A 26,031-nucleotide genomic window follows, 5' to 3' on the forward strand; every position below is an offset into this window, starting at 1 on the left:
GGATGTACTATACGCGAGCGCGGAATAAACCTCAAGCACGCGTATACAACCCCGGTGACGGCAGACTGAACGGCGCGTACTGACTCGCTGATTCGGGTTTTCGGGTAGTCGAACGGCGGGTGAGCGAACGTCTCGGGGACGAGGTACCGCCGAGCGTCGAGTTCGTCGTTCGACCCACGGGGCGACTCGAACCGCCGGTCGCCGAGTCGCGTCTACTCCTGCATCTCCTCTATCACCCCGACCTCCCAGTCGGTGTAGCCGCCGGACCCGACGGTGAACGTCTCCGTCATCTCGCCGACGGTGACGGCGTACTGGCCGTCCTCGATGGTCAACTCGTCCGCGTCGCCCGGCACGTCGCCGGGGAGGACCAAGAGCGTCTCCAACGGCGCGTCGATGGTGACGGTCTTACTCTCGCCCGATTTGAGGGAGACGCGTTCGTACCCCATCAGTCGCTCGTCGGGGTGGATGACCGACCCGAACGACTGGGTGTTGTAGGCTTCCACCACGTCCGTGCCCGCCCTGTCGCCGGTGTTCGTCACCTTCACGGACACCTCGATGGTGCCGAGACTGCCGTCGCCGGCGGACTTCCCCGGGCTGATCTGCAGGTTCTCGTACTCGAAGGAGGTGTAACTCAGGCCGTGGCCGAACGGGAACTGCGACTCCTCGTCGCCGCGGTTCGCCGGCGGCAGGTGGTTGTAGACGTTGATGAGGTCACCCGTCGTGTGCGGCCACGTGAAGGGGAGTCGCCCGCCGGGGTCGGTTTCGCCGAAGAGGGTGCGACCGACCGCCGTACCGCCCTCCGTCCCCGGTTGGTACGCCATCAACGCTGCGTCGAATTTCGCCATCGTCTCGGGGTGGCCGCGCGGGCGGCCGGCCACGACGACGCCGACGGTGGGCGTGCCCGTCTCGGCCACCGCGTCGACGATTCGGGGCTGTTCGCCCGGGAGTTCGAGCGTGTCGGTGTCGCCGAATCCCTCGGAGTAGGGGCCCTCGCCGACGACGACGACGGCGACGTCGGCGTTCTCGGCGGCGTCCACGACCTCGGACTCGTTGTCGAAGGGGAACTCGTCGGGCGCGTAGGGGTTGAACGTGTGGCCCGTCGGCACGGAGACGATTTCCGTGCCGTCGGACGCCGCCTCCTTCATCCCCTCAACGATGGTCACCGCGGCGGGGGCGGCGTCGGCGTCCTCCGGGAGGCCCTGCCACCCGAGCGTCCACCCGCCCATCTGGTTGCGGACGTTGTCGGCGTTCGGTCCCGTCACGAGAACCGTGTCGGCGTCCGAGATGGGGAGCGTCCCCTCGGCGTTCTTCAGGAGCGTCATCGACTCCGTCGCGGCTTTGCGGGCCGTGTCGCGGCCCGCGCCCACGTGCTCCTCCACCGAGAGGTCCGGCCCGCTATCGTCCAGCAAGCCGAGGTGCTTCTTGAACCGGAGGACTCGTTCGACCGCCTCGTCGATTCGGGACGTCTCGACTTCGCCGGACTCCACGAGGTCCACGAGCGTCGTGACGAACCGTTCGGGCTCCTCCGGTTCCATGTAGACGTCCACGCCGGCGTTGATGCCCTCGCGGACGGCGTCGCGGAACGTCGGGACGTACTCGTGGAGGGTGATCATGCGGTCGAAGTCGTCCCAGTCGGAGATGACGACGCCCTCGAAGCCCCACCACTCGCGGAGGACTTCGGTGAGGAGGAACTTCGAGGCGTGCGCGGGGACGCCGTTGACCGAACCGCTGTTGACCATGATGGACTCCGTCCGCGAACGAACGCCGGTCCGGAACGGCGGGAAGAACTTCTGTCGGAGGCTTCGCATCGGGATGTGCGCCGGACTGCGGTCGTTGCCGTTCTCCGGTTCGGAGTAGCCCACGAAGTGCTTCACCGTCGCGCCGACGGTGACGCGGCCGTCGTCGCGCATCTGCATCCCCTCCGTCGCCGCGGAGACCATCTCCGAGGCGAGGTACGGATCCTCGCTGAACCCCTCGTAGAACCGGCCCCACCGGGGGTCGCGTTGCAGGTCGGCGTCCGGGGCGAAGTTCCAGTGCGCGCCCACCGCCCTGACCGACTCGCCGGTCGCTTTCGCGGCCTTCCTCGTCAGTTCGGGGTCCCGCGTCGCGCCCAACCCGAGGTTGTGGGGGTACGCCGTCGCGCCATCCACCGTGACGTTCCCGTGGACGGCGTCGAGGCCGTAGGCGAACGGAATCCCGTGGTCCGTGTTCTCGGCGGCGAACCGCTGGAGTTCGTCGAGTCGCTTCCGGAGTTCCGCCGGGTCGTTCGTCGGCGGGTTGGCCCCGCCGGAGAGGAGCGACCCCGCGTGGTACTTCGTCAGATAGTCGCCGACCTCCGCGGGGTCGAGACTCCCGACGTTCACCTGCAGCATCTGCCCGACTTTCTGTTCGAGCGACAGCGATTCGAGGATGTTCTCGACGTCCGCCCCGTCCCCGTCCTCGTCTTCGTCCGAGTCGCCCGTGGCGGCGACGCCGCCGGCACCCCCCGCGGCCAAGAGACCGGCCCCGGCGACGCCGAGGAACTGTCGTCGCGTCTGTTCGACAAATCTCGATACGTTTACATTCTCTCTGTATTGACCGTCCATGAGTGAAAATGACAATCAGATACCATAATAGTTTATTAAGTACAGTAGAAAGTAATCCTACTCGGACGTTCTCCTGGTAGTTACTGTCTGGCACGGGGCGGGGCGGCGTCCGGGGACGAGGGCGCTTCCGCCGAATCAGAAATAGGAGACGCGGAGCGAACCGCCGGGGGGTTCAGGCCGTCAGGCGGCGCGTCGCCACGGTTTCGCCCGCGGCGTTCGACCCGATCAGTCGGACGGTGTACTCCGTCGGCGACCCGAACTTCTCGGTGAAGGTGCGACTCCCGGTCGCGCCGGTCCACCGCGCGAGGGGCGACTCGCCCGTCTCGACGCTCCCTCGGTACAGTTCGACGGCCACGGAGTCGGGGGTACCGGAGACGCCCCACTCGACTTCGACTTCGGCGTGGGGGTTGTTCGGACTGTCCGACCCGACGGCGAACGTATCGACGACCGGTGCCGTCCCGCCGGACGCCTCCGTCGTGACCGCGACGGTTTCGCTGGGGTCGGACTCGTTACCCGCGGCGTCCGTCGCCGTGACAAAGAACTCGTACGTCGTCCCGGCGTCGAGTCCCGTGACCGTGCAGGCGGTGCCGGCCAACTCGCCGAGTGCGGCGCCGTCCGCGTAGACGTCGTAGTGGTCCACGCCGACGTCGTCCGACGCCGCGTCCCACGCCAACTCGACCGTCGAGTGGGTGCGGGCCGGCGACGAGAGGTTCGTCGGTGCCGACGGCGGCGTCGTGTCGGCCGACCCGTCGTCTCCGCTCCCGTCGTCCGCGGACCCGTCGTCGGTCGTCCCGCCGACAGCCGCCTCCACGTCGAGGATGCCGTACCCGTAGCGCACGTCGTGCCCGGTTCGACCGGCGTCCTCCGCCGTGTCCCGCAGGCGCGTCCGTGCGTCCGCGTTCGAGTGCCCGGCGGCCATCAGGAGGCCCGCCGCGCCCGCGACGTGCGGGCAGGCCATCGACGTGCCGGAGAGCACCGCGTACCCGCCGTCGCTGTGCGTCGAGGGGATTTCGACGCCCGGGGCCGCCAGTTCGATCTCGTCGCCGTAGTTCGACCACTCGGGGACCGAGTCGTCGGCGGCGGTGGCGCTGACCGCGACGACCGAATCGTACGCGGCGGGGGCGGTCGCGGCGACGTCCGACCCCTCGTTTCCGGCGGCGGCGACCAACAGCACGCCGTTCTGAGCGGCGTAGTTGCACGCGTCCTCGATGGTGGAGGAGAGCGTCCCGCCGAGACTCAAACTGCCCACGTCCCACCCGCTGTCGGCGACGTACTCGATGCCGGCCGCGACGTCGGAGTACGTTCCGCTGCCGTCGTCTTCGAGCACTTTGACGGCGTGCAGCGTCGCGCCCGCGGCGACGCCGACGACGCCCTCCCCGTTCGAGACGGCGGCGGCGATACCCGCGGCGTGGGTCCCGTGCCCGTTGCCGTCGTCCCAGTCGCTCGGGTCCGTGCTGGAGTCGTCGCGCCAGTCCGTCCCGACGGTGAAAGCGACGCCCTCGCCGAGGTTGTCCGCGAGGTCGGGGTGGTCGTTGTCGATGCCGGTGTCGATGACGGCGACGTGGGACCCGGATCCAGTCGCCGCGTCGGCGACCTTCTCGGCGTCCACCCGGTCGACGCCCCACGGCACTTCGCTCGAACGCGCGTCGATGTCGTCAGACTGCGTGTGACTGCTCACCGAGGTTCCCTCGGTGGCGTCCGCGAGTCCGGAGATAGCGCGGACGACGCCGTCGGGTTCGACGTAGCGCACGTCGGGGCGTCGAGACAGTCCGCGGAGGGCCTCCTCCGGGAAGGTGCCCGCGACGGCGTGACCGATGTCGCCGAAGTCGAAGACGCGTTTCACCGACGACGCGCGTCTGCGCGCCTCCCGGGCCGCCCCCTTCGAGGCGGTGCCGACGACGTACCGCCCTCGGGACGCGCTTGCGACGCCCGACCCCGCAGCACCGATACCGATTCCCGCGCCGGCGAGCGTGAGGAGCCGGCGACGGCTGATTTGATTAGCGTTTGTCATTTGGTTGGTGTTCGAAATCCTACGTTTGCCCCTCCTTCAGCGAGGAACGGCAAACGCAAGATGTAGAAATATACGAAATAAGATAGATAATAAATCTACTGACTTAGAGAATGTATATTTATAGGATATTACACGTTCTTTAACCATTTTGGGGCCTGAAACGGCTGAAATCGGAGGGAAGAGGGAAAACGACTCGCCGCCCGACGAGGGTGGGAGTCGGTCACCCAAACATTCATCACCGCGGGTGTCGTTAGCACGGTTGACAATGCCAGACACAAAGAATGGCCGGGAGCGGAAGGGCCGCAACAAGAGGAACCAGCTCCAAGAGCGTCTCTACTCGCACGAGATAGAGGCCGTGGAGTCCGACGACGAACTCCCGCCGTTCGAGGCGACTCCCGAGACGCCGTTTCTGACGGACGACCTTCCGGAAGAGGAGTAGGCCGCCGGTCCGCAGGCCGCCGTCCCCGATACGTCCCTTTTTCGCGCCGTTCGCGCCACCGCCGACCGGCAGTCTCTTACATAAATCTGTCCCATCGTTCGCCTCGACCGAACGGTCGTCGAGCGCGACGGAGGCCCCCGAACCGGGAGGTAACCGCCGCGACGAAGTAATTCTCCGACTTACCGTGCGTGGTGGTGACAAGGGACCCGGTTATCCGAAACCCAAAACTTATATAGAATCACAAACAATCTCTCGGTGAACTATGAGTCAGCGAATGCAGCAGGGTCAGCCCATGATCATCATGGGAGAGGACGCCCAGCGCGTCAAGGACCGCGACGCGCAGGAGTACAACATCACTGCCGCCCGTGCTGTGGCGGAGGCCGTACGTTCGACGCTCGGGCCGAAGGGGATGGACAAGATGCTCGTCGACTCGATGGGTGACGTCACCATCACGAACGACGGCGTGACCATCCTCAAGGAGATGGACATCGACAACCCGACGGCCGAGATGATCGTCGAAGTCGCCGAGACCCAGGAGGACGAGGCCGGCGACGGGACGACGACGGCCGTCGCCATCGCGGGCGAACTCCTGAAGAACGCGCAGGACCTCCTCGAACAGGACATCCACCCGACGGCGGTCATCAAGGGCTTCCACCTCGCCAGCCAGCAGGCCCGCGAGGAGATCGACGACATCGCCGAGGACGTCGAACCCGACGACGAGGAGATCATCAAGAAGGTCGCCGAGACGTCGATGACCGGCAAGAGCTCCGAACTCAACAAGGAGCTTCTCGCCGACATCATCGTCGAGGCGGTCCAGCAGATCACCGTCGAAGCCGACGACGGCTCCTACGTCGTCGACCTCGAGAACGTCTCCATCGAGACGCAGACGGGCCGCTCCGCCGCCGAGTCCGAGCTGCTCAACGGCGCGGTCATCGACAAGGACCCCGTCCACGACGACATGCCCGTCACCTTCGAGGACGCCAACATCCTCCTCCTCAACGAACCCATCGAGGTCGAGGAGACGGACGTGGACACGCAGGTCAGCATCGAGAGCCCCGACCAACTCCAGCAGTTCCTCGACCAAGAGGAGAAGCAGCTGAAGGAGAAGGTCGACAAGATAGCCGAGTCCGGCGCGGACGTCGTCTTCTGTCAGAAGGGCATCGACGACCTCGCCCAGCACTACCTCGCGAAGCAGGGCATCCTCGCAGTCCGCCGGACGAAGAAGTCCGACATCGGCTTCCTCAAGAACATCGTCGGCGGCAACGTCGTCTCCGACCTCGACAGCCTCGAAGCCGCGGACCTCGGCACCGGGAACGTCCGCCGCGACGACGAGGACGAACTGTTCTACGTCGAGGGCGTCGGCGACGACTTCCACGGCGTCACGATGCTGCTGCGCGGTTCGACCGACCACGTCGTCGACGAACTCGAACGCGGCGTCGAGGACGCCCTCAACGTCGTCGCGACGACCGTCTCCGACGGCCGCGTCCTCGCGGGCGGCGGCGCCATCGAGGTCGAACTCGCCTCGCGCCTCCGCGACTACGCTGACTCCGTCTCCGGCCGCGAACAGCTCGCGGTCGAGGCGTTCGCCGACGCGGTCGAACTCGTCCCCCGCGTCCTCGCGGAGAACGCCGGTCTCGACTCCATCGACACGCTCGTGGACCTCCGCGCGGCCCACGAGGACGGCGAGAAGCGCGCCGGTCTGAACGTCTTCAGCGGCGACGTCGAGGACACCTTCGAGGCGGGCATCGTCGAACCCGCCCACGCGAAGGAGCAGGCTATCTCCTCCGCCACCGAGGCCGCAAACCTCGTCCTCAAAATCGACGACATCATCGCCGCGGGCGACCTGAGCACCGGCGGCGACGACGACGAGGGCGGCGCGCCCGGCGGCGGCATGGGCGGCATGGGCGGCATGGGCGGCGCTATGTGAAATCAGTCCTCGACTGATTTCACATAGGCAGCCGAGTTTCACTCGGCTACGCGGATGTGAAGTAGGCCGACAGCCCCACTCACACGCCGACCGACACCCCGTCCCGCCTGCACCGCGCGCCGACCGCACGACACCACCATTTTTCGCCGACTCCGCACCGCCAGCGCCGAGTGGCGCGTTCGCTCCGCTCCGCGGGCGCTTCGTTGCTCGACTTCCGAGATAACTACCGAAATACGGACTGCGTTCGAAATAAGTCCGCTACGGTGGCGTCGAATCCGATTTCGGTATGAACTAAGTGGCGGTCGCAGAAACAGAGAGCCATCATGCAGACGCTACTCCTGAACAGCGAAGACGTCCACGAGAACGCGAATATGGCGGACCTCATCCCTGCCGTCGAGGAGGCGTTCGCCGCCTTCGAACGCGGCGACGCGCAGATGCCGCCGAAGTCCTACATCGACCTCCCGCAGTACAACGGCGACTTCCGGTCGATGCCCGCGTACATGGACGCCGGCGAGTGGGATGCCGCGGGCATCAAGTGGGTCAACGTCCACACCGACAACGACGAACACGACCTGCCCACCGTCATGGGGACGATGGTGTACTCCTCGCCGGAGACGGCCTTTCCCCTCGCCATCATGGACGGCACCGAACTGACGATGAAGCGGACGGGCGCGGCGGCAGCCGTCGCCACGGACCACCTCGCCGTCGAGGACGCCACCTCCATGGGCATCGTCGGCGCGGGCGTCCAGTCGTACACGCAGTTGGAGGCCATCTCGACGGTCCGAGACATCGAGGAAGTCGTCGTCTCGGACGTAGACGAGGAACGCGTCGCGGACTTCATCGACGCCTTCGAGGACCGCTTCGACGTGCGTGCGGGGTCCATCGAGGAGGCCGCCGGGTGCGACGTTCTCTCGACGGTGACGCCCGTCGAATCGCCCATCGTCCCGCGCGACGCCGTGGGCGACCGCACCCACATCAACGCGATGGGTGCCGACGCCGAGGGGAAACACGAACTCGCAGACGAGGTACTGCTGGACGCCAAACTCGTCATCGACGACCACGCGCAGACGACCCACTCGGGCGAAATCAACGTCCCGTACAACGAGGGCGTCCTCGACGACGACGACATCTACGGCGCGATAGGCGAGATCGTCGTCGGCGAGAAGGCGGGTCGCACCGGCGACGACGGCATCACCGTCTTCGACTCGACGGGACTGGCGATTCAGGACGTCGCCGCCGCCCACGTCGTCTACGAACACGCCGACGAGAACGACAACGGCTACCCGTTCGACCTCTTGGGTCTCGCAGGCGGGGACTGAGTCGAGTTACTCCTCCGCGCTCCCGCGTCCGGCGATGGCGTCGAAAACCTTCGTAACCAGCCAGACGGCGAGCAAGAGCGGTAAGAAGGGGATGAAGAGAACGACGACGAGGAGGAACATCGTCCACCCGAGCGAGTCCATCCCCCGGTCTTCGTGGGAACCGAAACCGGGCGTGACCGTTCTGTAGGCGCGTTTCAGCAGTCCGGACTGGTCTTCGTCGCTCATACTGGTCACTACGCGCGGTTGCATGAAAAAACCGGCCGGCGGCGGTCAACCCCCTTCGAGCATCACCGACTCAGAGTGAACGCCACCGCGCGGATTCTCGCGTCTCTCCGCACTCGGGACACTCGTACGTCCGCCTGTCCGCGCAGTCGGAACCGACTCTGTCGTCCGCCCGGTGCATCTCCACCTCGCAGTCGCGGCAGTGCATGCCCACGTTCTCTCCCCTGATACTGTAAGTCTAGGGATAATTTCGTCCTATCGGCACTGTTCGGAGCGTTAACGGCCGTTCTCAGAGACGAGGAACCGGAGGTATCACGGCTGATACCGCGAGGAGAGGCATCTCGGGAGACGAGCGTCGGGCGGGGCAGAGAACGGAAACGGAGAGCGAAGACGCGGATGGGAGACGGAGACGGGGAGACGCGGCTTACTCGACTTCGAGGTTTATCGCGGGGCGGAGCGGGATCGCCTGCTTCGTCTCGCCCGCGTCCTCGCCCTCGACTTCGACGACCACCTCGGCGTCGAACTCGTCGCCGAGGAACGCCGCGGCGCGTTCGTACGTCGCCGCCTCGTCTATCCGCGCGAGGGCGGCGAGCTGTTCCTCGTCGCGCCCGCGGGCGAACTCGACGAGTTCCTGCACGAGGTCGTTGACCTCGTTCCCGCGTTCGCGCAGGTCGGGGTCCTGCATGACCTCCCCCATGACGGCCCCTTGGTCGGTGCCGACGTCGGCGACGGTTTCGAGGACGTCGCGCTTCCAGTCGGCGGCGACGGTGATGCGAATCCGGTCGGGGTCGGCCTCTGGAATCGACTCGTCGGCGTTCTGAAGCGACCGCCGGATGCCCTGAACGTCCTCGACGAGGCGTTCGACCTGCCCCTCCTCGACTTCGACGGCGAGGCTCTCGAACTCCTCGTCCGGTTCCGGCCACGGCGCGTCCTCGGCGGGCGTCCCCGTGAGGCGTTCGTGGAGCTCGTTCGTCAGGAACGGGACGAACGGCGCGAGGAGTCGCAGGCGTGTCTCCAAGACGTGCGCCAGCGTCCACCGCGCCGCCGGGCGGTCCAAGTCGGTCCGCCGGCGGTACCAGCGCAGGTTCTCCTCGAAGTTGTAGAAGGCGGCCTGACTGGCGGTGCGCGTCTCCGACTGCTCCATCGCCTCGGTGACGGCGCGGACGGTGCCTTGGAGCTTCGACAGCAACCAGCGGTCCTCGCCGGCGAGTTCGGGTCGCTCCTCGGGAATCTCGCCCTCAATAATCTCGGCGGCGCGGTTCCAGAAGCGCTCCAACTGGTCGCGGACGGACTCGACCTGTTCGGCCCGCCAGTCGTAGTCCTGCCACGGTTCCGCGGAGTTGAGCAGGAAGAAGCGGACGGTGTCGGCCCCGTAGTTCTCGATGGCCTCGCCGGGGAGGACGACGTGGCCCTTCGAGGAGGACATCTTCTGGCCCTCCAACAGACCCATGCCCATGATGACGATGCCCTCCGGCCACTCGGCGGGGTCGAACAGTTCCGCGTGGTGGAACAGGTAGAAGGTGAGGTGGTTCGAGATGAGGTCGTTCGCGGAGAACCGGTAGTCGACGGGGTACCAGTAGTCCCACTCCTCGCGCAGGTCCAACGCCGTCTCGTCGGGTTCTCGCGGCTCATCGCCGCTCGAACGTTCCGAGGTGCCCGGCACCTCGCCGTCCTCGACCGCCTCCGGACCGTAGAACAGCGTATCGAAGAAGTCGCGGTCCATCTCCTCGACCGGAACGTCCCGCAGGCGGTGGGCGACGGTGTAGTACGCCATGTAGATGGTCGAATCCGAGAGGGGTTCGATGACGAAGTCGTCGTCCCACGGCAGGCGCGTCCCGAGGCCGTAGTTACGGATGCACGGCCACTCGTTCAACCAGTCGATGGTGTGGTCGTACTCGTCGCGGGTGTTCGCCGGGATGGCCTCCATCTCGGAGACGAGTTCGTGGGCCTTCCGCTTCCACGCCTCGTCGTTGTAGCGGAGGAACCACGTGTCCTGTTCGGCGACGACGACGTCGCCGCCGCACCGGCAGACGACGTCCTCGGAGAACTCCTGCATCGTCCCGAACGCGCCCGACTCGCGGTTGGCGTCGCGGAACTTCGTGCGGACGTCCTCGACGAGTTCGCCCGCGAACTCGCCGTACTCGTCGTTGAGACGGCCCGCGTGGAACTCCTTGTTGTAGAGGTCCTTCGTCGCCTTCTCCAAGGCGGGGTCCTCGGAGGACTCCACGCCCGCCTCCTCGACGGCGGATTCGGCGGGTATCTCGCCGTAGCCCTCGACGGAGAGGATGGGGACGGGTTCGATGGCCTCGACCTCCTCGGGGTCGATGCCGTACTCGCGCATCCGTTCGTCGTCGGCTTTCGCCTCCCGCAACGCCACGTAGTCGTCGGGGGAGTGCGCCGGCACGGACATGACGACGCCCGTCGCGTTCTCGGCGTCCACGAACGAGGCGGGCAGGACGAGCACCTCCTCGCCCGTGATGGGGTTCTCGACGCGTTCGCCGACGAGTTCCTCGCCGGTCAGGAGTCGGTTCATCGTCACGTCGTGACCCTGCAGGTCGAGTTTCTCGACGGCGGCGGCGGAGACGAACCACTCCTCGCCGTCCACGTCGGCGTAGGCGTACTCCGCGTCGGGGTCGATGTAGGCGTTCGTGACGCCGCGGACCGTCTCCGGGCGGAGCGTCGCCATCGGGACGACGGTGTCGCCGTGTGTGAAGCGCACGAGCGTGTACTCTTGGAACTCCGCCTCTTCGCCCTCCAACAGGTCGTGGGTCGTGACGGGTTGCTCCTCGTTCGTGCAGTACTTCACCGGGTGCAGGCCCTTCTCCAGGAGGCCGCGGTCCCTCAGCGTCTCGTACTGCCACGTGATGAACTTCGAGTAGCGCTCGTCGTTCGTGGTGAACTCGCGCCGCCAGTCGATGGACAACCCGAGGTCCTTCATCCCCTTCTTGTAGTGCTCCTCGATGAAGTGCCGGGCGTAGCCCATCGGCGTCTCTAACTCCTGAAGCGTCTCCTCGGAGACGTCGTAGGTGTCGCGGAGGACGGAGAGCTGCTTCTCCTCGCCCTTCTTCAGACGCTCCACCGCGCCGATGATGGGCGTCCCCGTGACGTGCCACGCGATGGGGAACAGCACGTTGTCCCCCTGCTGTCGTCGGTACCGCGCGTACACGTCGGGCACCGTGTACGTTCGCGCGTGCCCGATGTGCATCCCGCCGCTCGGGTAGGGGTACGGAACCGTGATGAACGTGGGGTCGTCGTCGCCGTCGTCGGCCTCCGAAGGGTCGGCCTCGTACCGCCCCGTCTCGGACCACCGCTCCCGCCATCGCTCTTCGAGTTCCTGCGGGTCGTATTCCATGTCTGTGTCGTCAGGGGTGCGGACCTAAAATATCTCCTATACCTGACTCGCGCGGCTGTCAAGTGGCGCTTCCGCCGCTGACTCTCCGCTCGAATGACGACTACGTTCGACGGAGCGTTCCTCGGAGTCGTAGATGCAGTCGCCGACGGGTCGGTTACCGTCTCTCGGAGCCTCGAACCGTGTGAACACTTTTGCTCGGCGGGGCCGAAAGTACGCGCCTATGGCCGACGACGGAACTGGCGGCCCGGTGCTGGTCGGACTGGACGACCCGGCGCACGTCCAGCAGTTAGTTCGTACCGCCGGTGACCTCGCGCGCCTCGGTGACGGCACGGTGCGTCTCGTGACCGTCGTGGTGAAGCCGCACGACTCGCCGTTCGGCCTGTTCGACGACGAGACCATCGTCCGCGAGTACGCCGGTGACAGCGGCGAACTCGTCGAACGGGCGGACGCTCCGGCGGACGTCACCGTCGAACGCGACGTGGTCGTCGCGCGGTCACCGACGCGCGGCCTCCTGAACGCAGTCGGGGAGAGCGACCCGTCCGCGCTCCTCGTCGGGTGGAGGGAGCGTTCGCGGCGGAGCGACGCCGTCCTCGGAACGACAGTCGACGCACTCGTCGAACGGGCGGAGTGCGACCTGTACGTCGAACGCGTCGGCCGCGAGGCCGACGGCGTCGACTCCGTCCTCCTCCCCGTCGCGGGCGGACCGCACGTCGATGCAGCGGCGGTGATCGCAGCGGCCATCGCCGTTCGGAACGACGCTCGGGTGGTCGTCTTCTCGGTGGCCGACGCGGAAACCGACGCGGCGGCGGCGACGGAGTTCGCCGAGGAGGGTCACAGGGCGCTCGTCACCGTCTCCGGCGTCGAACCGGCGGTCGAGACCGTCGTCCGCGAAGCCGCGACCCCGACGGACGCCATCGGCGAGGAGGCGGCGAACCACGACGTGGTCGTGTTGGGAGCGACCCGACGCGGCGTACTCCGGCGTCGCCTCGTCGGTTCGGTGGCGAGACGAATCGTCAGACGGACCGACGAGACGGTCATCCTCGCCAGAGACGGTGCGGTGGTCGGCGGCCCGATTCACCGCATCGGAGAACTGTTTCGACGATGACTGCCGCCGTCTTCTGGATTCTCGTCCTTTTAGCCACCGTCACCGGCTTCTTGACGGCGTGGGCGCTCGGAGCCAACAGCAACTCGCCGCCGTTCGCCCCCGCTATCGGCGCGAACGCCATCTCGACGATGCGCGCCGCGTTCCTCATCGGCCTCCTCGCCGCCTTGGGCGCACTCACGCAGGGAGGCAGTATCTCGGAGACGGTCGGTTCCGGACTGATAAACGGCGTCGCGTTCAGTTCGCTGGCCGCGACGGCGGGCCTGTTGACCGCCACGGCGTTCATGGCGTTCGGCGTCTACACCGGCTATCCGGTACCGGCGGCGTTCGCGACGACCGGCGCGATGGTGGGCGTGGGACTCGCTCTCGGCGGGACGCCGGCGTTCGACACGTACCGCAGAATCGCGACGTTCTGGGTACTCGTCCCGCCCGTCTCCGGCGGTTTGGCGTACCTCACCGCCACGCTACTCCGCCGCGACGACATCCCCGAGACGGTCGGCGTCCCGGTGTTGGCGGCTCTTGTCGGCGGTATCGTCGCCAACGTCCAACTGGGAATCATCCCCGCCCCGCCCGGCGAGGAGCAGGGCTCTCTCGCGAGGTTCCTCTCGGGGTTCGTCGACACGCCCGCCGTCGCCGGCGTCGAACTCGGCGTCGTCGTCGTGTCGGTACTCGCCGCGGCCGCGAGTTTCCAGTTCATCCGTCGCCGAACGCAGGCGTCAGTCGAAGGCGGCGTCAGAACGTTTCTCGTCGCACTCGGGAGCATCGTCGCGTTTTCGAGCGGCGGGAGCCAGGTCGGACTGGCGACCGGACCGCTCGAGAACCTCTACCGAGTCGAACTCGGCCTCCCCGGAATCGTGCTCTTGGCCATCGGCGCGACGGGCATCCTCGCGGGCGCGTGGATGGGCGCACCGCGACTGCTCCAAGCAACCTCTCGCGAGTACGCGCAACTCGGGATTCGTCGGTCCATCGCCGCCCTCGTCCCCGGCTTCGTCATCGCCCAACTCGCCATTGCGCTCGGTATCCCCATCTCGTTCAACAACATCATCATCTCTGGAGTCATCGGCGGCGGCCTCGCAGGAGGGTCCGCCGGCGTCTCCCGCCGGAAAATCGGGGTGACCCTCGCGTTCTGGATAATCACGCTCGTCACGTCGGTGGCGGTCGGGTTCGGAGTCTACAGGGCGCTCGCCGCGGTTCTCGGCGGGTAATCGCCCTCTGACGGCCCGAGCGAGGCGCACTACCGAACGACGGTCACCGTCACGGGGGCCTCGCCGACGACTACCGTCGCGACGGTTCCGAGGAGGCGGCGGGCGAGTGCGTTGCGCTCGCTCCCGTGGCCGCCCATGACCACGTGGTCCACGTCGTTCGCGTCGACGTAGTCGAGGATGGTCTCGGCGGGGTCCCCCGTCTCTACGGTCACGTCGACGCTCCGTCCCGCTTCCGCCGCCCGGTGCTTCGCGTGCGTGACCACCTCGTCCGCTCTCGCTCTCGCCTCGTCCCGTCGCTCTTCGCCGGGGTCGAGGATACCGCCTTCGCTCATCGACGCGTCGAGCGGCGTCACCACGTTCAACACCGCGACGGGACAGTCGAACGTTTCGAGCGCGTGGACCAAGGCGTCGTCCGAAAGCGGGGAGCCGTCCAGCGGGACCAACACGTTCGAGGGAGCCATACGGTCAGTTTCGAAGCGGAGAGGGAAGTACTCTGCCGAGGGGAGCGAACGCTCAGCGGACGGCGGGTGACTGAAAAACGAAAGAGTGGGACGAACGTGAGCTTACTACGTTGTCGGTTGGCGTGGTGGACGTTCCTACGTCGGCGGTCCGCGGTCCTCACTCGACGTCGATGCGGTGGGAGTCCTCGTCGTCGTCCGTCGTCACCTTCGGGAGGGTGACGGTGAGGACGCCGTTGTTGTACGAGGCGGACGCCTCGTCGGCGACGACGTCGTCGGGGAGGCGGGCGTCGCGTCGCACGGACTCGTGGCGGCGTTCGCGGCGGATGTACTCCTCGGAGTCGTGTTCCGCGCTGTCCTCGTGCGTCGCCTCGATGGTGAGGACGCGTTCGGTCACCGTGAGGTCGATCTCCTCCTTCTCGTACCCCGGCAGGTCGGCGACGACGACGAACTCCTCGCCCTCGTCGGCGATATCGACGTTGACGTCGGAGGCCATCCCGGCCACATTCGAGCGTTCGAACTGTCGGCTCATGTCGTCGAACTGCTTGGACATACGCTCGAACAGCGTCTCGAAATCGTCGAAGGGGGAAGAACGTGGCATCATATGTGAGTCACCGACTACTACTAACGTCGCGTGAGAGCATAAACGTAGTTGTAACTACGTGTGCAGTTCGCACGGTACGGCGCTCGAATCGCCCGATATTCCGGCTTTCGTTCGTTTCCGACGGGAGTCACTCGACTTCGATGCTCGTCCCCTCGTCTTCGGGCCTCGCCGACGCCTTCGGAAGCGTGACGGTGAGGACGCCGTTCTCGTACGTCGCCGTCGCCTCGTCGGCCACGACCGCTTCCGGGAGCGTGACGCTCCGGGAGACGGCCTCGCGCGTCCGTTCCTGCCGGAGGAAGCGCGCGTCGGCGGCGTCGTGGACGGACGTTCGCTCCGTCGAGACGGTGAGTCGCCGGTCCGACAGGGAGACGTCCACGTCCCCCTTCTCGTACCCCGGTAGGTCGGCGACGACGACGAACTCGCCGCCGCGGTCGGCCACGTCGATATCGACTTCGCGGCGGCCGGTGACGCCGCCCGCCTCGAACTGGCCGTCCAGCCGTTCGAGCAGCTTCTCTACGTCCTCGAAGGGGTTCGACTTCGCCATGAGTGGTTCGGAGTTCGGTCCGTCACTCCTTCAAGATTTTCGCGTCGACCCGACGGGTCGCGGGCGAACGAGCCTCAGTAGAGGACGTGCTGCATGTCGTAGGAACCGAGGCGCTTGACCCACCCGCGGGAGGCTATCTCTTCGACCTCCGCGAGGGCGTCCTCAGCCCTGTCCTCGTAGAGGCCGGCCTCGAAGTCGATGTGGAACAGGTAGTCGCCGAGGCGGTTTCCGCTGGGGCGGGACTCGATGCGCGAGAGGTTGATGTCGTGGTCGGCGAACGCCTCCAGCAGTTCCAAGAGGAGTCCCGGGTAGTTGGCGTTGGGGTAGACCACGATGGTGGATTTGCCGCCCGCCTCGGAGCGTTCGCTCGCGGGCGCGATGACGAAGAAGCGCGTCGCGTTCGAAGAGCGGTCTTGGATGTCCTCCGCGAGGACGTTGAGCGTCCCGCCGGCGTTGTCCGGGTGGCCGATTCCCGCGACGTTCGGGTCGTCGCGGGCGCGTTCGACGCCGCGGGCGGTGCTGGCGACGGCTTCGAGTTTCGCGTTCGGGTACTTCGATTCGAGGTACGACCGACACTGCGCGAGGGCCTGCGAGTGGGAGGCGACCACGGAGAACTCCTCGGTCTGCGCGAGGAGGGCGTGGCGAATCGGCGTGACTATCTCCTGGGTGACCGCCACGTCCGTCTCGGCGATGGCGTCCAACGTCTCCGTGACGCTCCCCTCGATGCTGTTCTCGATGGGGACGACGCCGCGGTCGTACGCGCCCTCCTCCACCGCGTCGATGATGGCGGAGACGGACTCGCGGAACTCCACGTCGTCGGCGACGGCTCGGGCGGCGCGGTGAGAGTACGTCCCCGCCGGACCCAGCGTGACTGCCTGCATGCGGCGACGTTCAGCCCCGAGTTTGAAAAGCCCGTCGTCGCGGGCGAACGTCCGGCCCGATTACTGCTCGGCGCAGAGTTCGACGAAGTTCCGGAGAATCGTCAGCCCCGTCTCGCCGCTCTTCTCGGGGTGGAACTGCGTGCCGAACACGTTGCCCTCCTCGTTGGCGACGATGGCCGGGAACTCCACGCCGTAGTCCGTCGTGGCGACGACGGCGTTCTCGTCGTCCGGCACCGCGTAGTACGAGTGGACGAAGTAGGCGTACTCTCCGTCGACGGACCCGCTCGCGGGTTCGTCTGCTCGTTGCGTCTTCGACGCAACGCTGTCGACGCCCTCCACGAGGGGGTGATCGCGTTCGACGTTCAGTTCGTTCCAGCCCATGTGGGGCACCTTCTGACCCTGCGAGAAGCGGACGTTCCGGCCGGGGACGAAGTCGAGGCCGGTCACCTCGCCTTCGCCCTCGTAATCGGCCTCCTCGCTCGACGTGAGGAGCATCTGCATCCCGAGGCAGATGCCGAAGACGGGTTGGCCGCGTTCGGCCGCCGCCGCGAGGGGTTCGCGGAACGGCCCGGCGTTCTCCATCCCCTCGCTGAATGCGCCGACGCCCGGCAGGACGATTCCGTCGGCGTCGGCGAACTCGTCGGGGTCGTCGGTTATCGTCACGTCCGCGCCCGCGCGTTCCAGGCCGCGCTGTGCGCTCCGCAGGTTCCCCAGTCCGTAATCGACCATGACCACCGAGGCGAGCGACTGCTCGGCCGCGGCGGAGTTCGGCGCGCTCATACCGAACACTCCGCGCAGGGCGGCAAAGTGACTTTCCCTCCGGGCGACCTCGGCGGGGAGGCGCGACGGCCCGTCGGTTCTTCCCGCCCGCCGCCGTACGCGAACCGTGAGCCGTCTCGACCCGTCGTCGCCGGTCGCCCTCGCGGCGCTACTGGTCGCCAACCTCGCCCCCCTCGTCGGCGTCCTCGCGTTCGGCTGGAACGTCTTCGACGTACTCGCCGTCTACTGGCTGGAGAGCGGCGTCGTCGGGGTCCTGAACGTCCCGAAGATTCTGCTCGCCCGCGGAACGCCGGACGAGAGCGTCTCCTTTTCGGTCAACGGCGCGCCCGTCGACTTCTCGAACCGGGCCGACAGGTCGCTGTTCGGAGTCGACGTTCCCGCGGTGAACGTCTTCACGGCCGGGTTCTTCTGCGTGCACTACGGCATCTTCTGGGTCGTCCACGGCGTCTTCGTCCTCTTCGGACTGCCCGCGTTCGCCGGCGCGTTCGGGAGCATCGACGTCCTCGGCGTCCTCGTCGCCGGGGCGACGATGGTGGTGAGCCACGGCGGGTCGTTCGTCGTCAACTACCTCGGGCACGGGGAGTACCGCGGCGTCTCGCCCGACGGGCAGATGATGGCCCCGTACCGCCGGGTGTTCGTTCTCCACCTCACCGTCGTCCTCGGGGCGTTCCTCGTCGTCTCACTCGGCGGACCCGTAGTACTCGTCCTCCTCCTGGTGGTCCTGAAGACGGCGTTCGACGTCGCCGCGCACCTCCGCGAACACGGCCGCGCGCGCCGCCGACTGAAAACGGAGGGGCCGGCGCGGGGCGGCGAGACGGATTAGAAGTCGCCGAGGTTCGCCTGCCCGCCCTCGCCGTCCGTGAGATCGGCGAGTTCGGCGGCCTTCGCGATGGTACTCGTGAACGTGTCCTCCTGACTCCGGTCGTACAGCGTCGCGGCCGGGTGGACGCAGACGAGGACGCGTTGCGGCCGGTCGCCGATGCGCGCGTCCACCACGTCGCCCGCCTCCTTCGTGACGGCGACGGAGCGGTCGAGGACGTGTTCGGAGGGAACCTTCCCGAGCGTCACGAGGAGTTCGGGGTCCACGAGTTCGAGTTCTCGCTCTAACCACGCGGCGCAGTTCTCCAGTTCCTTCACCTTCGGGTCGCGGTTCTCCGGCGGGTGACACCGCACGCAGTTCGTGATGCGGACGTCCGGGCGCGCGAGTCCCACGTCGCGGAGGGCGTCGTCGAGAACGCTCCCGGAGCGTCCGACGAACGGTTCGCCCTGTTCGTCCTCGTTCGCGCCCGGTGCCTCCCCGAGGAACACCAAGTCGGCGTCGTCGGGGCCCGCGCCGTTGACGATTTGGGTCCGTCCCTCGACGAGGTCGGGACACCGCGTGCACTCGGTGACGCAGAGGCCGTCCATCTCGCCGTCGGATACGTCGTCCATGCCTCGTGTAGCGGCCCGGTCCGACTTACTCGTGATGGTCGCCCGGCGACCCGGGGTCGCCGCCTCCGCCGCACTCCCGTTCGCGCCACGAACGCGCCGCCCGCGCGGCCGTCCGAGCGACGCGGACGGGTTCCGGTCGCCCGCCCTCGGGCGTGAACGCACGGACGACGTCGGCCGCCTCCGCCGCGTCGACGCCGACGGCGCGGACGAACACCGTCTCCCCGTTCACCTCGACGGGTCGCCGCGGCGGAAGCGACCGGTAGACCGCGAGGCGTTCGTCGAGTTCGTCGCCGGAGAACTGTTCGCGCAGGGCCGACTGGAGGCCCTCGCTCTCCTCGTAGGAGACCGAGAGTGCGGGTCGGTCCGTCGCCTCCGCGAGGCGGCGAAGGTCGATGACGTTGAACCACGCGGGGGCGACGCCCGAGACGAGCACGTACCGGACGTCCTCGCGTCCGAGCGTCGAGAAAAGCGTTCCGACGGCGTTCGTCGCGTCCGTCCCGCCGACCGTACACGACCCGTAGACGACCCCGTCTACGACGCGGTTCGCACGGACGAGTGCGCCGCAGAGCGTGCTTCGGCGCGACGGCTCTCCGTCGGTGCCGCGGTACGACTCGGCGACGCCGAGCGCCCTCGTTCCCGACTTCGGCGGCGGCGTCACGGCGCCTCGCGCCGCGTACCGCGCACTCGGCTCACTGCTCTTTTATCTCTTTCAAGCGGTCGAGAAGTTCGTCGTTGGACGCGCCGATTTCGTACTCGACCTCGCCCTCGTGGTCGGCCGTGGAGGTTGCGACACTTTCGTCGTCGTCGAGGTCGGTGTCGTACTCCTGATTATCTTGCTCGGATTCGTCGTAACTGCCGAATCCCATACGTTCGCAGGTACGCGATTGAGCGTGAAAAATGATTTGCAGGTCGCCCTCGGCGGCGTCGAGGCCGGGCGAGGCGGCGAGGGCGTCCGGTCGCGCCGGGCTTTTTCACAGACGACGACGTACCCCGCCGCATGGAAGTCGTCACAGTCACCGAGGGCGCAGAGCAGTTCACCTGTAACGCGTACCTCGTCCTCGGCGAGCGAACGGTCCTCGTGGACGTCGGGACGATGTCGGGCGTCGAAGACGTCGTCGCGGAACGCACCGACGAACTCGACGCCGTGGTTCTGACGCACCAACACTCGGACCACGTCGGCGAACTCGACGCCGTCCTCGACAGGTTCGACGCCGATCTGTACGCTTACGGGGAACATCCCCGGAGGGACGGAACGCTCGAAGACGGCGACGAGGTGGTCGCGGGCGACGAGACGTTCGAGGTGGTGTACACGCCGGGTCACGCCGCGGACCACGTCTCGTTGGTGAGCGACGACACCCTGTTCAGCGGCGACGTGGTCGTCTACAACGACGGCGCGTACGACGACGGGAGCTTCGGGCGGACGGACATGGCCGGCCAGTCGCGCGAACGACTCGTCAAGAGCCTCGAAACGCTCCTCGAACGCATGCCCGAGACGGTGTCGGCGATGTACGCGGGCCACGGCGACGTCTACCGCGCGGACCCGGAGGGCGAGGAGGACTCCGTCCGCGAGGTGGTGGAGCGAGCGCTCTCGCGCGCCGAACAGCGTCAGCCGAAGTACCCCGAGTCGGAGTGACCGACCGCGGAGACGCGGCTGAGCGCCGTACTCGCCGGTCGGAGGAGAAGCGGAGTCGAGAAGCGGTCCGTCGGATTACGCCGCGCGGCGTTCCTTGGACTTCGGGCGGAGGTTCTTGTAGCCGCACTTCCGGCAACTGTCCGCGCGGGGCGGGTTGCGCGCGTTGCAGCGCATGCAGATGAGCTTCTCCAGCGTTCGCTTTTCCGCGGCGTCGAAACTAGCCATACGGCTGTGTTTTGGACCGCTCCGTATAACGCTTGCGAGAGCGGTGCGCTCCCGCCTCCCGGTCGCGGTCGGGCGAACGCGGTCGCTGAAGCGGTGAGGGAGGAGACGCGAAAACGAGCGATCGACGGTCGCGGGCGTGCGAGAGGCGTTCAGGCGCCGGCTTCTTCGAGGGCCGCTTCGATGTCCTCGCGCTGGGTGACGCCGACGAACCGGTCGACGATGCCGTCGTCGTTCTCGACGATGAGCGTCGGGAGCGAGCGCACCTGGTACTCGTTCGCGGTGTCCTGCTTCTCGTCGACGTCCACCTTCTCCAGTTCGATCCGGTCGCCCCAGTCGTCCCGTATCTCCTCGAGAATCGGGTCCTGCGTCTTACACGGGCCGCACCAGTCGGCGTAGAAATCGAGCATTCGAACGGTCATCGTGTTCCTGCGGTGGTTGCCCGGCCCCGCGCATAAGGGTTTCTCACCCCCACGTCTCGGACCCGAGCCGAAACGTTTACGCGAGGGAGGGACAGATGCCCGGACATGAGCAGCGGACAGAACAGCGGCGGCCTGATGTCTAGTGCGGGACTCGTTCGATACTTCGACGCGGAGGACCGCAACGCGATTCGCCTCGACCCCAAGACAATCGTGGCGTTCGGACTCCTCTTCGGCGTCGCCGTCCTCGTGCTGAACGCCGTCGCCATCTGAGGCGCGGGCCGAACCACCGCCGAACGGACGCTTTTTGTCTCTCGGAGTGCGACCTTCGGGTATGTTACGAGCCGGCGTCGTCGCCGTCCAAGGCGACGTATCGGAGCACGCAGACGCCATCCGCCGGGCGGCCGACGCCCACGGCGAGGACGTCGAAGTCGTCGAGATACGACAGTCCGGCCGCGTCCCCGACTGCGACGTGTTGCTGATGCCGGGCGGGGAATCGACCGCCATCTCTCGGCTGTTGGCGCGCGAGGGCATCGACGAGGAGATAGTCGAGCACGTCGAGCGCGGAAAGCCCGTGTTGGCGACCTGCGCGGGCCTCATCGTCGCCTCCCGGGACGCACAGGACGACCGGGTGGACGCCCTGTCGCTGGTGGACGTGAGCGTGAACCGCAACGCGTTCGGCCGGCAGGTGGACAGCTTCGAGGCCCCCTTGGAGGTGACGGGACTGGACGAACCGTTCCCCGCCGTGTTCATCCGCGCGCCCGCCATCGACGACGTGGGTGAAGGCGTCGAAGTCCTCGCGGAGTGGGACGGCAGACCGGTCGCGATACGCGACGGACCGGTCGTCGGCACCTCCTTCCACCCCGAACTGACGACGGACAGCCGACTCCACGACATGGTGTTCTTCGAGGGCGACGTGGAAGTCGGGGCGAGAGCCTCCGACTGACCCCGCCGTTCGAGTCGGAACCGGGCGTGTTTTGCCCGCGTCGGCCGACGCGCCGGTATGGACGACGACACGCCGACCGAGGAGGTACTGGACGAACTCTTCTCGACCATCGAGTCCCGCAAGGCGAAGCTGCCCGAAGACTCCTACACGACGACGCTCTTCACCCACGAGAAGGGCGAGAACTACGCGTTAGAGAAGTTGGGCGAGGAGGCGACGGAGACGATTCTCGCCGCGAAGGACGACGACAGGGAGGAACTGCTGTACGAGAGCGCCGATCTAGTCTACCACCTGTTAGTCGTGCTGGCGGCGCACGACGCGTCGCTCGACGACCTGCGCGAGGAGTTGAAGAGTCGGTTCTGAGGCGAATCGGCGGATAGCGACGGTCGCGTGCCGTATCCTTATGAGGACCACCGCAGTCTCCGCAGTATGACGGATACTCAGTCCGGCGCGGGCGTCGGTCGAGCGACCGCCGTCGCTCAGCTCTGCTTCGGTCTCGCCTTGGTCGGGTACGGCGCGGCGCAGTGGACGAACCTCGTCACCGCCACTCTCCCCGCGGTCGTCTCTCTCGCGGGAGGCGCAGTTCTCTTGATATTGGGCGTCACGCTGCTGTATCGGCGTTCGTGAGTGCGGCGGACGCGTTAACCCACCCGCGCCTACTGGAAGCGCACGCCCAAGTCGTGCATCCCGTCGTTGTTCTGCGCGACGTTGACGAGGAGGGGCGTGACGGACTCGACTTCTGCGGCGTTGCCGACGCCGCCGGCGTCCAACGCGCGGAGGCCGTCTATCTCTTCGGCGAGGCGCATCACCGTCTCCTTCGCGTCCGGGTCGTCGGAGACGACGAGGGTGTCGATGCCGAGTTCGGCGTCCACGTTCGCCAGACGGCCCGCCGCGAGGTTGTGGAACGCGCCGACGACGCCCACGTCGTCGGGCGCGGCGTCGGCGACGAGTCGGGTGACGCTGCCCGCACTCGGCGGGTGGTAGTGGAAACCGTCGTCGCCGCGCTTCATCCCCGCCGCGGGCGTGACCAGAACGTCGCCGTCTTCGAGTCCGTCGGCGACGGCCTCGACGGTGTCGGCGACGTGGTACGGCGGCACCGCGAGGACGACTACCTTCGCCCGTTCGGCGGCCATCTCGTTGACGAAGCCGTTGACCTTCCGGTCGCGCCCCCGACTCGACAGTTCCGTCTCGTACTCGTCGGCCTTCTCGCGCGCCTTCTCGGGGTCCCGAGAGCCGACGAGCACCTCGTGGTCCGTGTGGTAGGCCCACCGCAGGGCGAGTCCCTCGCCGATGTCGCCGGTCCCACCGAGGAGTGCGATTCGCATGCCTTCGGGTGCGGACGGAACCGGGTAAAACGTTGCGTGACCGGGAGCGTCTGCCGGTGTCTTCAGTCCGTCTCCGGGACGACTTCGGGGCCGTACGTCACGAGGAAGGCGACGATTGGCGCGACCAGGAGCGTCCCGAACAGGAGGTACGTCCGGGGGGTGGTCCCCTCGGGGAAGAGCGACCACGCGAGGAGTCCCACGGCGTCCACGGCGAGCATCACCGTCAGGAACCGCACGAGGTGCGAGAGCGTGTCCCGCTTCACAGCGCTTCACCTCTGCTCCGTCGAACCGGATTCCACTGCTGAGCCCGACTGAAGGCGGCGTATCCTCCGCCGATGGAGACGAAACTGTTCACGAACCCGCCGACGCCGACGGCGTTCAACAGCATGCGAAGGGAGACGGTCACGGCGATGAGCGTTACCAACTCGACGGTCCGGTCGCCGACCCGCGCATCGTCCAACTCGGCCCACGTGAAGAACCAGTACGAGAGCGGGACGGCGACGACGGCGGCGAGAAGCACGCCTCCGACCCAGAGCGCGCCGGTCGGGTCGGGGACCAACAAACCGGCCGCGAGCACCGCGAGGAACCCGCCGAGGAGGAGCGACCAGCAGACCCGTTCGATTCGAAGCGCGTCCATGCCGGACGTGGGCCGGGATCGGTGGTAAAGTTACTCCTCGGACGGGGAGAGCAGGTCGGGCAGGTCGTTCACGGAGTCAACGACGGCCGCCGCGCCGGCCGCCTCGTACTTCTTCCTCCCCTCCTCGCCGGTGAGGCCGCCCGTGAGGACGCCGACGCCGCGGTACGTCCGCGAGTCGTCCGCCTCGGCGGCGTTGACGGCGGTGCGCACGTCGTCCAACGTGTCGCCGACGAAGACGACGCTGTCGGCGTCCAACCGTTCCGCGAGGGTGGTGAGAGCGTGGGGGTGGGGTTTGCCCTCCTCCCAGTCGTCCATGGTGAAGCGGTGGTCGGCGGGGACGGCGAATCCCGACCGGGCGAGGGCGATGTCCGCCTCCGCGGCGGGGCGACCCGTCAGGACGCCCGTCCGGTAGCGCGAGGTGAGGTGGTCCAGCGTCTCGTGTTCGACGATGACCGGTTCGTCGTTGATGTACCCGGTCGTCTCGAACGGGGGGTCGCCCCCTTCGAGTTCCCGAAAGAGGTCGGCACCGAGGTAGAGCGCTTGGAACGTCTCGCGGAGGGCGTCGGTGTCCCACGCCTCCGAGACGGCGGCGTACTCGTCCCCGGGGAGGTGTTCCTCGACAACCGCCTCGGCGGCGGAGAGGCCGCCGCCGCGTTCGGCGATGCGGTCGGTGAAGGCGGAGAGAGACAGCGAGAACGACTCCCGGTCGTCGGCGAGAACGTAGAGGGCGGCGGCGTACGTCAGTTCCCAGTCGTTGTTGAACCCGCCGGCGTCCTTGAACAACTGAATCTCCTCCCGGTCGATAGTCCGTCCGTGGAGGCGTTCGACGCTCTCGACGACGGCCCGACGGTAGGAGTCGGCGACGTCCACGAGAACGCCGTCCACGTCGAGGACGACTGCGTCTGCGTGCATACCGGGAGGCGGTACCCCGGTGGCCTTAGCGTTGTGATTCCGCACCGGGTTCGCGGTGCCCCGCGGGGACGACGTACAGCGTCTCCCTGCCGACCGATTCCGTCTCCGCGGGGACCGACGGCGCGTCGTAGCCGAGGGTGGTGAAGAGGAAGTCCGCACCGACGGCCCGCGCCACGTCGCGCGCCGGGCGGTGGAGTTCCGGCGGGAGGTTCAGCGCGTAGACGGCGTCGGCGCGGTACGCCGGCCCCGGGTCGTCGCGTTCGCTCGCGGCCACCACGTCGTCCTCGACGAACTCGACGCCGGGCGGCGCGTCGAACTCGCGGACGTCCGTCGCCGTCACGTCCTTACCGGCGGCGGCGAGTGCGGCGGCCACGTCGGGTGCCCGCCCGATGCCGATTTCGACCAAACTGTCGTATCGGGCGAGGCGCGCGGCGAGGGCGTCTCGAAGTGCGGTTTCCACGGCGGGATGTTTATGCCCCCTCTCTCCTTAACAACTTCCATGCTTGTCGATATCGTGCCTATCGGGGAACTTCCCGCGCAAGTGAAGCGGGAGGCGTCTGCTGCGTTGCGGGGCGTCTACGACTGCGACGTGACGCTTCACAACGAGCAGGCGATTCCCGAAGGTGCGTTCGACCGCAGTCGGAAGCAGTACCGTGCAGAGCAGTTCATCGAACTGGCGAGTCGCGTGGGCAGCGGCGACAAGAACATCGGGATAACCTCGCAGGACCTCTACTACCGGCGGCGGAACTACGTCTTCGGCCTCGCCTACCTGAACGGAAACGGGTCGGTTATCTCCACGTATCGTCTCCAGACGTCGTCTGACGGCGGTATCACCACCAAACCCGCGAACGAGGTGTTCGCAGACCGGGTTCGCAAGGAAGTCGTCCACGAGATCGGGCACACCCTCGGCCTCGAACACTGCGACAACAACAAGTGCGTCATGTCGTTCTCGCCGACGGTGCGCGAGGTGGACGTCAAAGAGGAGAACCTCTGCGGTACCTGCAGTCGGTTGGTCCACTGACGGCGACCCCTCTTTTCCGCCGCGGCACATAAACGCTCACGAGACGTAGTTCCGAGCGG

General features: G+C 67.2%; 32 protein-coding genes. 12 read left to right on the forward strand and 20 right to left on the reverse strand.

Translation table 11 applies throughout. The features are described from left to right. Positions 1-212: 212 nt before the first annotated feature. Positions 213-2,585: a glycoside hydrolase family 3 N-terminal domain-containing protein gene (locus ACFQEV_RS17060; protein ID WP_379698668.1), complete on the reverse strand. Its 2,373-nt coding sequence runs from the start codon at positions 2,583-2,585 to the stop codon at positions 213-215. A gap of 172 nt (positions 2,586-2,757) precedes the next feature. Next, positions 2,758-4,596: a S8 family serine peptidase gene (locus ACFQEV_RS17065; protein WP_379698670.1), complete on the reverse strand. Its 1,839-nt coding sequence runs from the start codon at positions 4,594-4,596 to the stop codon at positions 2,758-2,760. Between the two features lie 265 nt (positions 4,597-4,861). Here ACFQEV_RS17065 and ACFQEV_RS17070 point away from each other — a divergent pair, with 265 nt between their 5' ends. From ACFQEV_RS17070 to ACFQEV_RS17080, 3 genes are all read left to right on the forward strand, one after another. Next, entirely contained in the window at positions 4,862-5,035 is a 174-nt protein-coding gene (locus ACFQEV_RS17070) for a hypothetical protein (protein ID WP_379698672.1), read from the forward strand. A gap of 292 nt (positions 5,036-5,327) precedes the next feature. Then, the gene (gene thsB / locus ACFQEV_RS17075) at positions 5,328-6,962 is read left to right on the forward strand and encodes a thermosome subunit beta (RefSeq protein ID WP_379699925.1); all 1,635 of its coding nucleotides are present in this window, start codon (positions 5,328-5,330) and stop codon (positions 6,960-6,962) included. Positions 6,963-7,282: 320 nt separating this feature from the next. Continuing rightward, a complete protein-coding gene (locus ACFQEV_RS17080) occupies positions 7,283-8,281 on the forward strand; it encodes an ornithine cyclodeaminase family protein (protein WP_379699928.1) in 999 nt (332 codons plus the stop codon). Between the two features lie 6 nt (positions 8,282-8,287). On the opposite strand, the gene ACFQEV_RS17085 is transcribed toward ACFQEV_RS17080, so the two are convergent. The 3 genes from ACFQEV_RS17085 to leuS form a co-directional block, all read right to left on the reverse strand. Beyond that, positions 8,288-8,506, reverse strand: coding sequence for a DUF7535 family protein (locus ACFQEV_RS17085; protein WP_379698674.1), 219 nt, complete (start codon positions 8,504-8,506; stop codon positions 8,288-8,290). 70 nt (positions 8,507-8,576) lie between these two features. Further along, positions 8,577-8,711 (reverse strand): hypothetical protein, encoded by a 135-nt coding sequence (locus ACFQEV_RS17090; RefSeq protein ID WP_379698676.1) that lies wholly within the window; start codon positions 8,709-8,711, stop codon positions 8,577-8,579. A gap of 216 nt (positions 8,712-8,927) precedes the next feature. Beyond that, complete coding sequence (gene leuS / locus ACFQEV_RS17095) at positions 8,928-11,855, reverse strand: leucine--tRNA ligase (protein WP_379698678.1); 2,928 nt, start codon at positions 11,853-11,855, stop codon at positions 8,928-8,930. Positions 11,856-12,075: 220 nt separating this feature from the next. On the opposite strand from leuS, the gene ACFQEV_RS17100 reads away from it, so the two are divergent. Continuing rightward, on the forward strand, positions 12,076-12,960 hold the full coding sequence (locus tag ACFQEV_RS17100) for a universal stress protein (protein WP_379698680.1): 885 nt from the start codon (positions 12,076-12,078) through the stop codon (positions 12,958-12,960). Continuing rightward, positions 12,957-14,162 (forward strand): inorganic phosphate transporter, encoded by a 1,206-nt coding sequence (locus ACFQEV_RS17105; RefSeq protein WP_379698682.1) that lies wholly within the window; start codon positions 12,957-12,959, stop codon positions 14,160-14,162. Before ACFQEV_RS17100 ends, ACFQEV_RS17105 begins: the two co-directional genes overlap by 4 nt. Positions 14,163-14,191: 29 nt before the next feature. On the opposite strand, the gene ACFQEV_RS17110 is transcribed toward ACFQEV_RS17105, so the two are convergent. From ACFQEV_RS17110 to hisH, 5 genes are all read right to left on the reverse strand, one after another. Then, complete coding sequence (locus ACFQEV_RS17110; RefSeq protein ID WP_379698684.1) at positions 14,192-14,623, reverse strand: universal stress protein; 432 nt, start codon at positions 14,621-14,623, stop codon at positions 14,192-14,194. Positions 14,624-14,780: 157 nt separating this feature from the next. Further along, on the reverse strand, positions 14,781-15,224 hold the full coding sequence (gene hsp14 / locus ACFQEV_RS17115; protein WP_379698686.1) for an archaeal heat shock protein Hsp14: 444 nt from the start codon (positions 15,222-15,224) through the stop codon (positions 14,781-14,783). Between the two features lie 127 nt (positions 15,225-15,351). Then, positions 15,352-15,768, reverse strand: a complete 417-nt coding sequence (locus ACFQEV_RS17120; RefSeq protein ID WP_379698688.1) for an Hsp20/alpha crystallin family protein — start codon at positions 15,766-15,768, stop codon at positions 15,352-15,354. Between the two features lie 74 nt (positions 15,769-15,842). Next, positions 15,843-16,649, reverse strand: coding sequence for a prephenate dehydratase (gene pheA, locus ACFQEV_RS17125; RefSeq protein ID WP_379698690.1), 807 nt, complete (start codon positions 16,647-16,649; stop codon positions 15,843-15,845). Positions 16,650-16,709: 60 nt separating this feature from the next. Further along, positions 16,710-17,429, reverse strand: a complete 720-nt coding sequence (hisH, locus tag ACFQEV_RS17130) for an imidazole glycerol phosphate synthase subunit HisH (RefSeq protein WP_379698691.1) — start codon at positions 17,427-17,429, stop codon at positions 16,710-16,712. 106 nt (positions 17,430-17,535) lie between these two features. Between hisH and ACFQEV_RS17135 the strand changes: the two genes are divergently transcribed. Further along, positions 17,536-18,252, forward strand: a complete 717-nt coding sequence (locus tag ACFQEV_RS17135; protein ID WP_379698693.1) for a DUF6498-containing protein — start codon at positions 17,536-17,538, stop codon at positions 18,250-18,252. Here ACFQEV_RS17135 and ACFQEV_RS17140 read toward each other — a convergent pair. The 3 genes from ACFQEV_RS17140 to ACFQEV_RS17150 are packed head-to-tail and all read right to left on the reverse strand — an operon-like array spanning position 18,249 to position 19,726. Then, positions 18,249-18,860, reverse strand: coding sequence for a uracil-DNA glycosylase (locus ACFQEV_RS17140; protein ID WP_379698695.1), 612 nt, complete (start codon positions 18,858-18,860; stop codon positions 18,249-18,251). The two genes, ACFQEV_RS17135 and ACFQEV_RS17140, sit on opposite strands and share 4 nt — an antisense overlap. A gap of 25 nt (positions 18,861-18,885) precedes the next feature. Then, entirely contained in the window at positions 18,886-19,518 is a 633-nt protein-coding gene (locus ACFQEV_RS17145; RefSeq protein WP_379698697.1) for an endonuclease dU, read from the reverse strand. Positions 19,519-19,549: 31 nt separating this feature from the next. Continuing rightward, complete coding sequence (locus tag ACFQEV_RS17150; protein ID WP_092537981.1) at positions 19,550-19,726, reverse strand: DUF5786 family protein; 177 nt, start codon at positions 19,724-19,726, stop codon at positions 19,550-19,552. 131 nt (positions 19,727-19,857) lie between these two features. On the opposite strand from ACFQEV_RS17150, the gene ACFQEV_RS17155 reads away from it, so the two are divergent. Beyond that, a complete protein-coding gene (locus ACFQEV_RS17155; protein WP_379698699.1) occupies positions 19,858-20,493 on the forward strand; it encodes an MBL fold metallo-hydrolase in 636 nt (211 codons plus the stop codon). Between the two features lie 75 nt (positions 20,494-20,568). Here the strand turns inward: ACFQEV_RS17155 and ACFQEV_RS17160 are convergent, their stop codons facing one another. Then, complete coding sequence (locus ACFQEV_RS17160) at positions 20,569-20,718, reverse strand: 50S ribosomal protein L40e (RefSeq protein WP_379698701.1); 150 nt, start codon at positions 20,716-20,718, stop codon at positions 20,569-20,571. Positions 20,719-20,867: 149 nt separating this feature from the next. Then, positions 20,868-21,137: a thioredoxin family protein gene (locus ACFQEV_RS17165; RefSeq protein ID WP_379698703.1), complete on the reverse strand. Its 270-nt coding sequence runs from the start codon at positions 21,135-21,137 to the stop codon at positions 20,868-20,870. Between the two features lie 105 nt (positions 21,138-21,242). On the opposite strand from ACFQEV_RS17165, the gene ACFQEV_RS17170 reads away from it, so the two are divergent. The 4 genes from ACFQEV_RS17170 to ACFQEV_RS17185 all read left to right on the forward strand — a co-directional run bounded on the left by ACFQEV_RS17170 (position 21,243) and on the right by ACFQEV_RS17185 (position 22,704). Then, positions 21,243-21,407 carry a preprotein translocase subunit Sec61beta gene (locus ACFQEV_RS17170; RefSeq protein ID WP_379698705.1) on the forward strand — a complete coding sequence of 55 codons (165 nt, stop codon included), beginning with the start codon at positions 21,243-21,245 and terminating at the stop codon, positions 21,405-21,407. Positions 21,408-21,468: 61 nt separating this feature from the next. Further along, a complete protein-coding gene (gene pdxT / locus ACFQEV_RS17175) occupies positions 21,469-22,080 on the forward strand; it encodes a pyridoxal 5'-phosphate synthase glutaminase subunit PdxT (protein ID WP_379698707.1) in 612 nt (203 codons plus the stop codon). A gap of 57 nt (positions 22,081-22,137) precedes the next feature. After that, positions 22,138-22,440 carry a phosphoribosyl-ATP diphosphatase gene (hisE, locus tag ACFQEV_RS17180; RefSeq protein ID WP_379698709.1) on the forward strand — a complete coding sequence of 101 codons (303 nt, stop codon included), beginning with the start codon at positions 22,138-22,140 and terminating at the stop codon, positions 22,438-22,440. Between the two features lie 66 nt (positions 22,441-22,506). Further along, positions 22,507-22,704, forward strand: a complete 198-nt coding sequence (locus ACFQEV_RS17185; protein ID WP_379698711.1) for a hypothetical protein — start codon at positions 22,507-22,509, stop codon at positions 22,702-22,704. A gap of 29 nt (positions 22,705-22,733) precedes the next feature. Here the strand turns inward: ACFQEV_RS17185 and npdG are convergent, their stop codons facing one another. The 5 genes from npdG to ACFQEV_RS17210 form a co-directional block, all read right to left on the reverse strand. Next, positions 22,734-23,402: an NADPH-dependent F420 reductase gene (gene npdG, locus ACFQEV_RS17190; protein ID WP_379698713.1), complete on the reverse strand. Its 669-nt coding sequence runs from the start codon at positions 23,400-23,402 to the stop codon at positions 22,734-22,736. Positions 23,403-23,464: 62 nt separating this feature from the next. Further along, positions 23,465-23,665, reverse strand: coding sequence for a hypothetical protein (locus tag ACFQEV_RS17195; RefSeq protein ID WP_379698715.1), 201 nt, complete (start codon positions 23,663-23,665; stop codon positions 23,465-23,467). After that, on the reverse strand, positions 23,662-24,039 hold the full coding sequence (locus ACFQEV_RS17200) for a hypothetical protein (protein ID WP_379698717.1): 378 nt from the start codon (positions 24,037-24,039) through the stop codon (positions 23,662-23,664). The genes ACFQEV_RS17195 and ACFQEV_RS17200 overlap by 4 nt, the downstream gene beginning before the upstream one ends. A 30-nt stretch (positions 24,040-24,069) precedes the next feature. Then, on the reverse strand, positions 24,070-24,951 hold the full coding sequence (locus ACFQEV_RS17205; RefSeq protein WP_379698719.1) for a TIGR01548 family HAD-type hydrolase: 882 nt from the start codon (positions 24,949-24,951) through the stop codon (positions 24,070-24,072). Positions 24,952-24,976: 25 nt separating this feature from the next. Continuing rightward, the gene (locus tag ACFQEV_RS17210; RefSeq protein WP_379698721.1) at positions 24,977-25,411 is read right to left on the reverse strand and encodes a UPF0146 family protein; all 435 of its coding nucleotides are present in this window, start codon (positions 25,409-25,411) and stop codon (positions 24,977-24,979) included. Between the two features lie 39 nt (positions 25,412-25,450). On the opposite strand from ACFQEV_RS17210, the gene ACFQEV_RS17215 reads away from it, so the two are divergent. Beyond that, entirely contained in the window at positions 25,451-25,972 is a 522-nt protein-coding gene (locus ACFQEV_RS17215; protein WP_379698723.1) for an archaemetzincin family Zn-dependent metalloprotease, read from the forward strand. Positions 25,973-26,031 lie beyond the last annotated feature (59 nt).

This window comes from Halopelagius fulvigenes, from assembly GCF_042662625.1.
Lineage (GTDB): Archaea > Halobacteriota > Halobacteria > Halobacteriales > Haloferacaceae > Halopelagius > Halopelagius fulvigenes.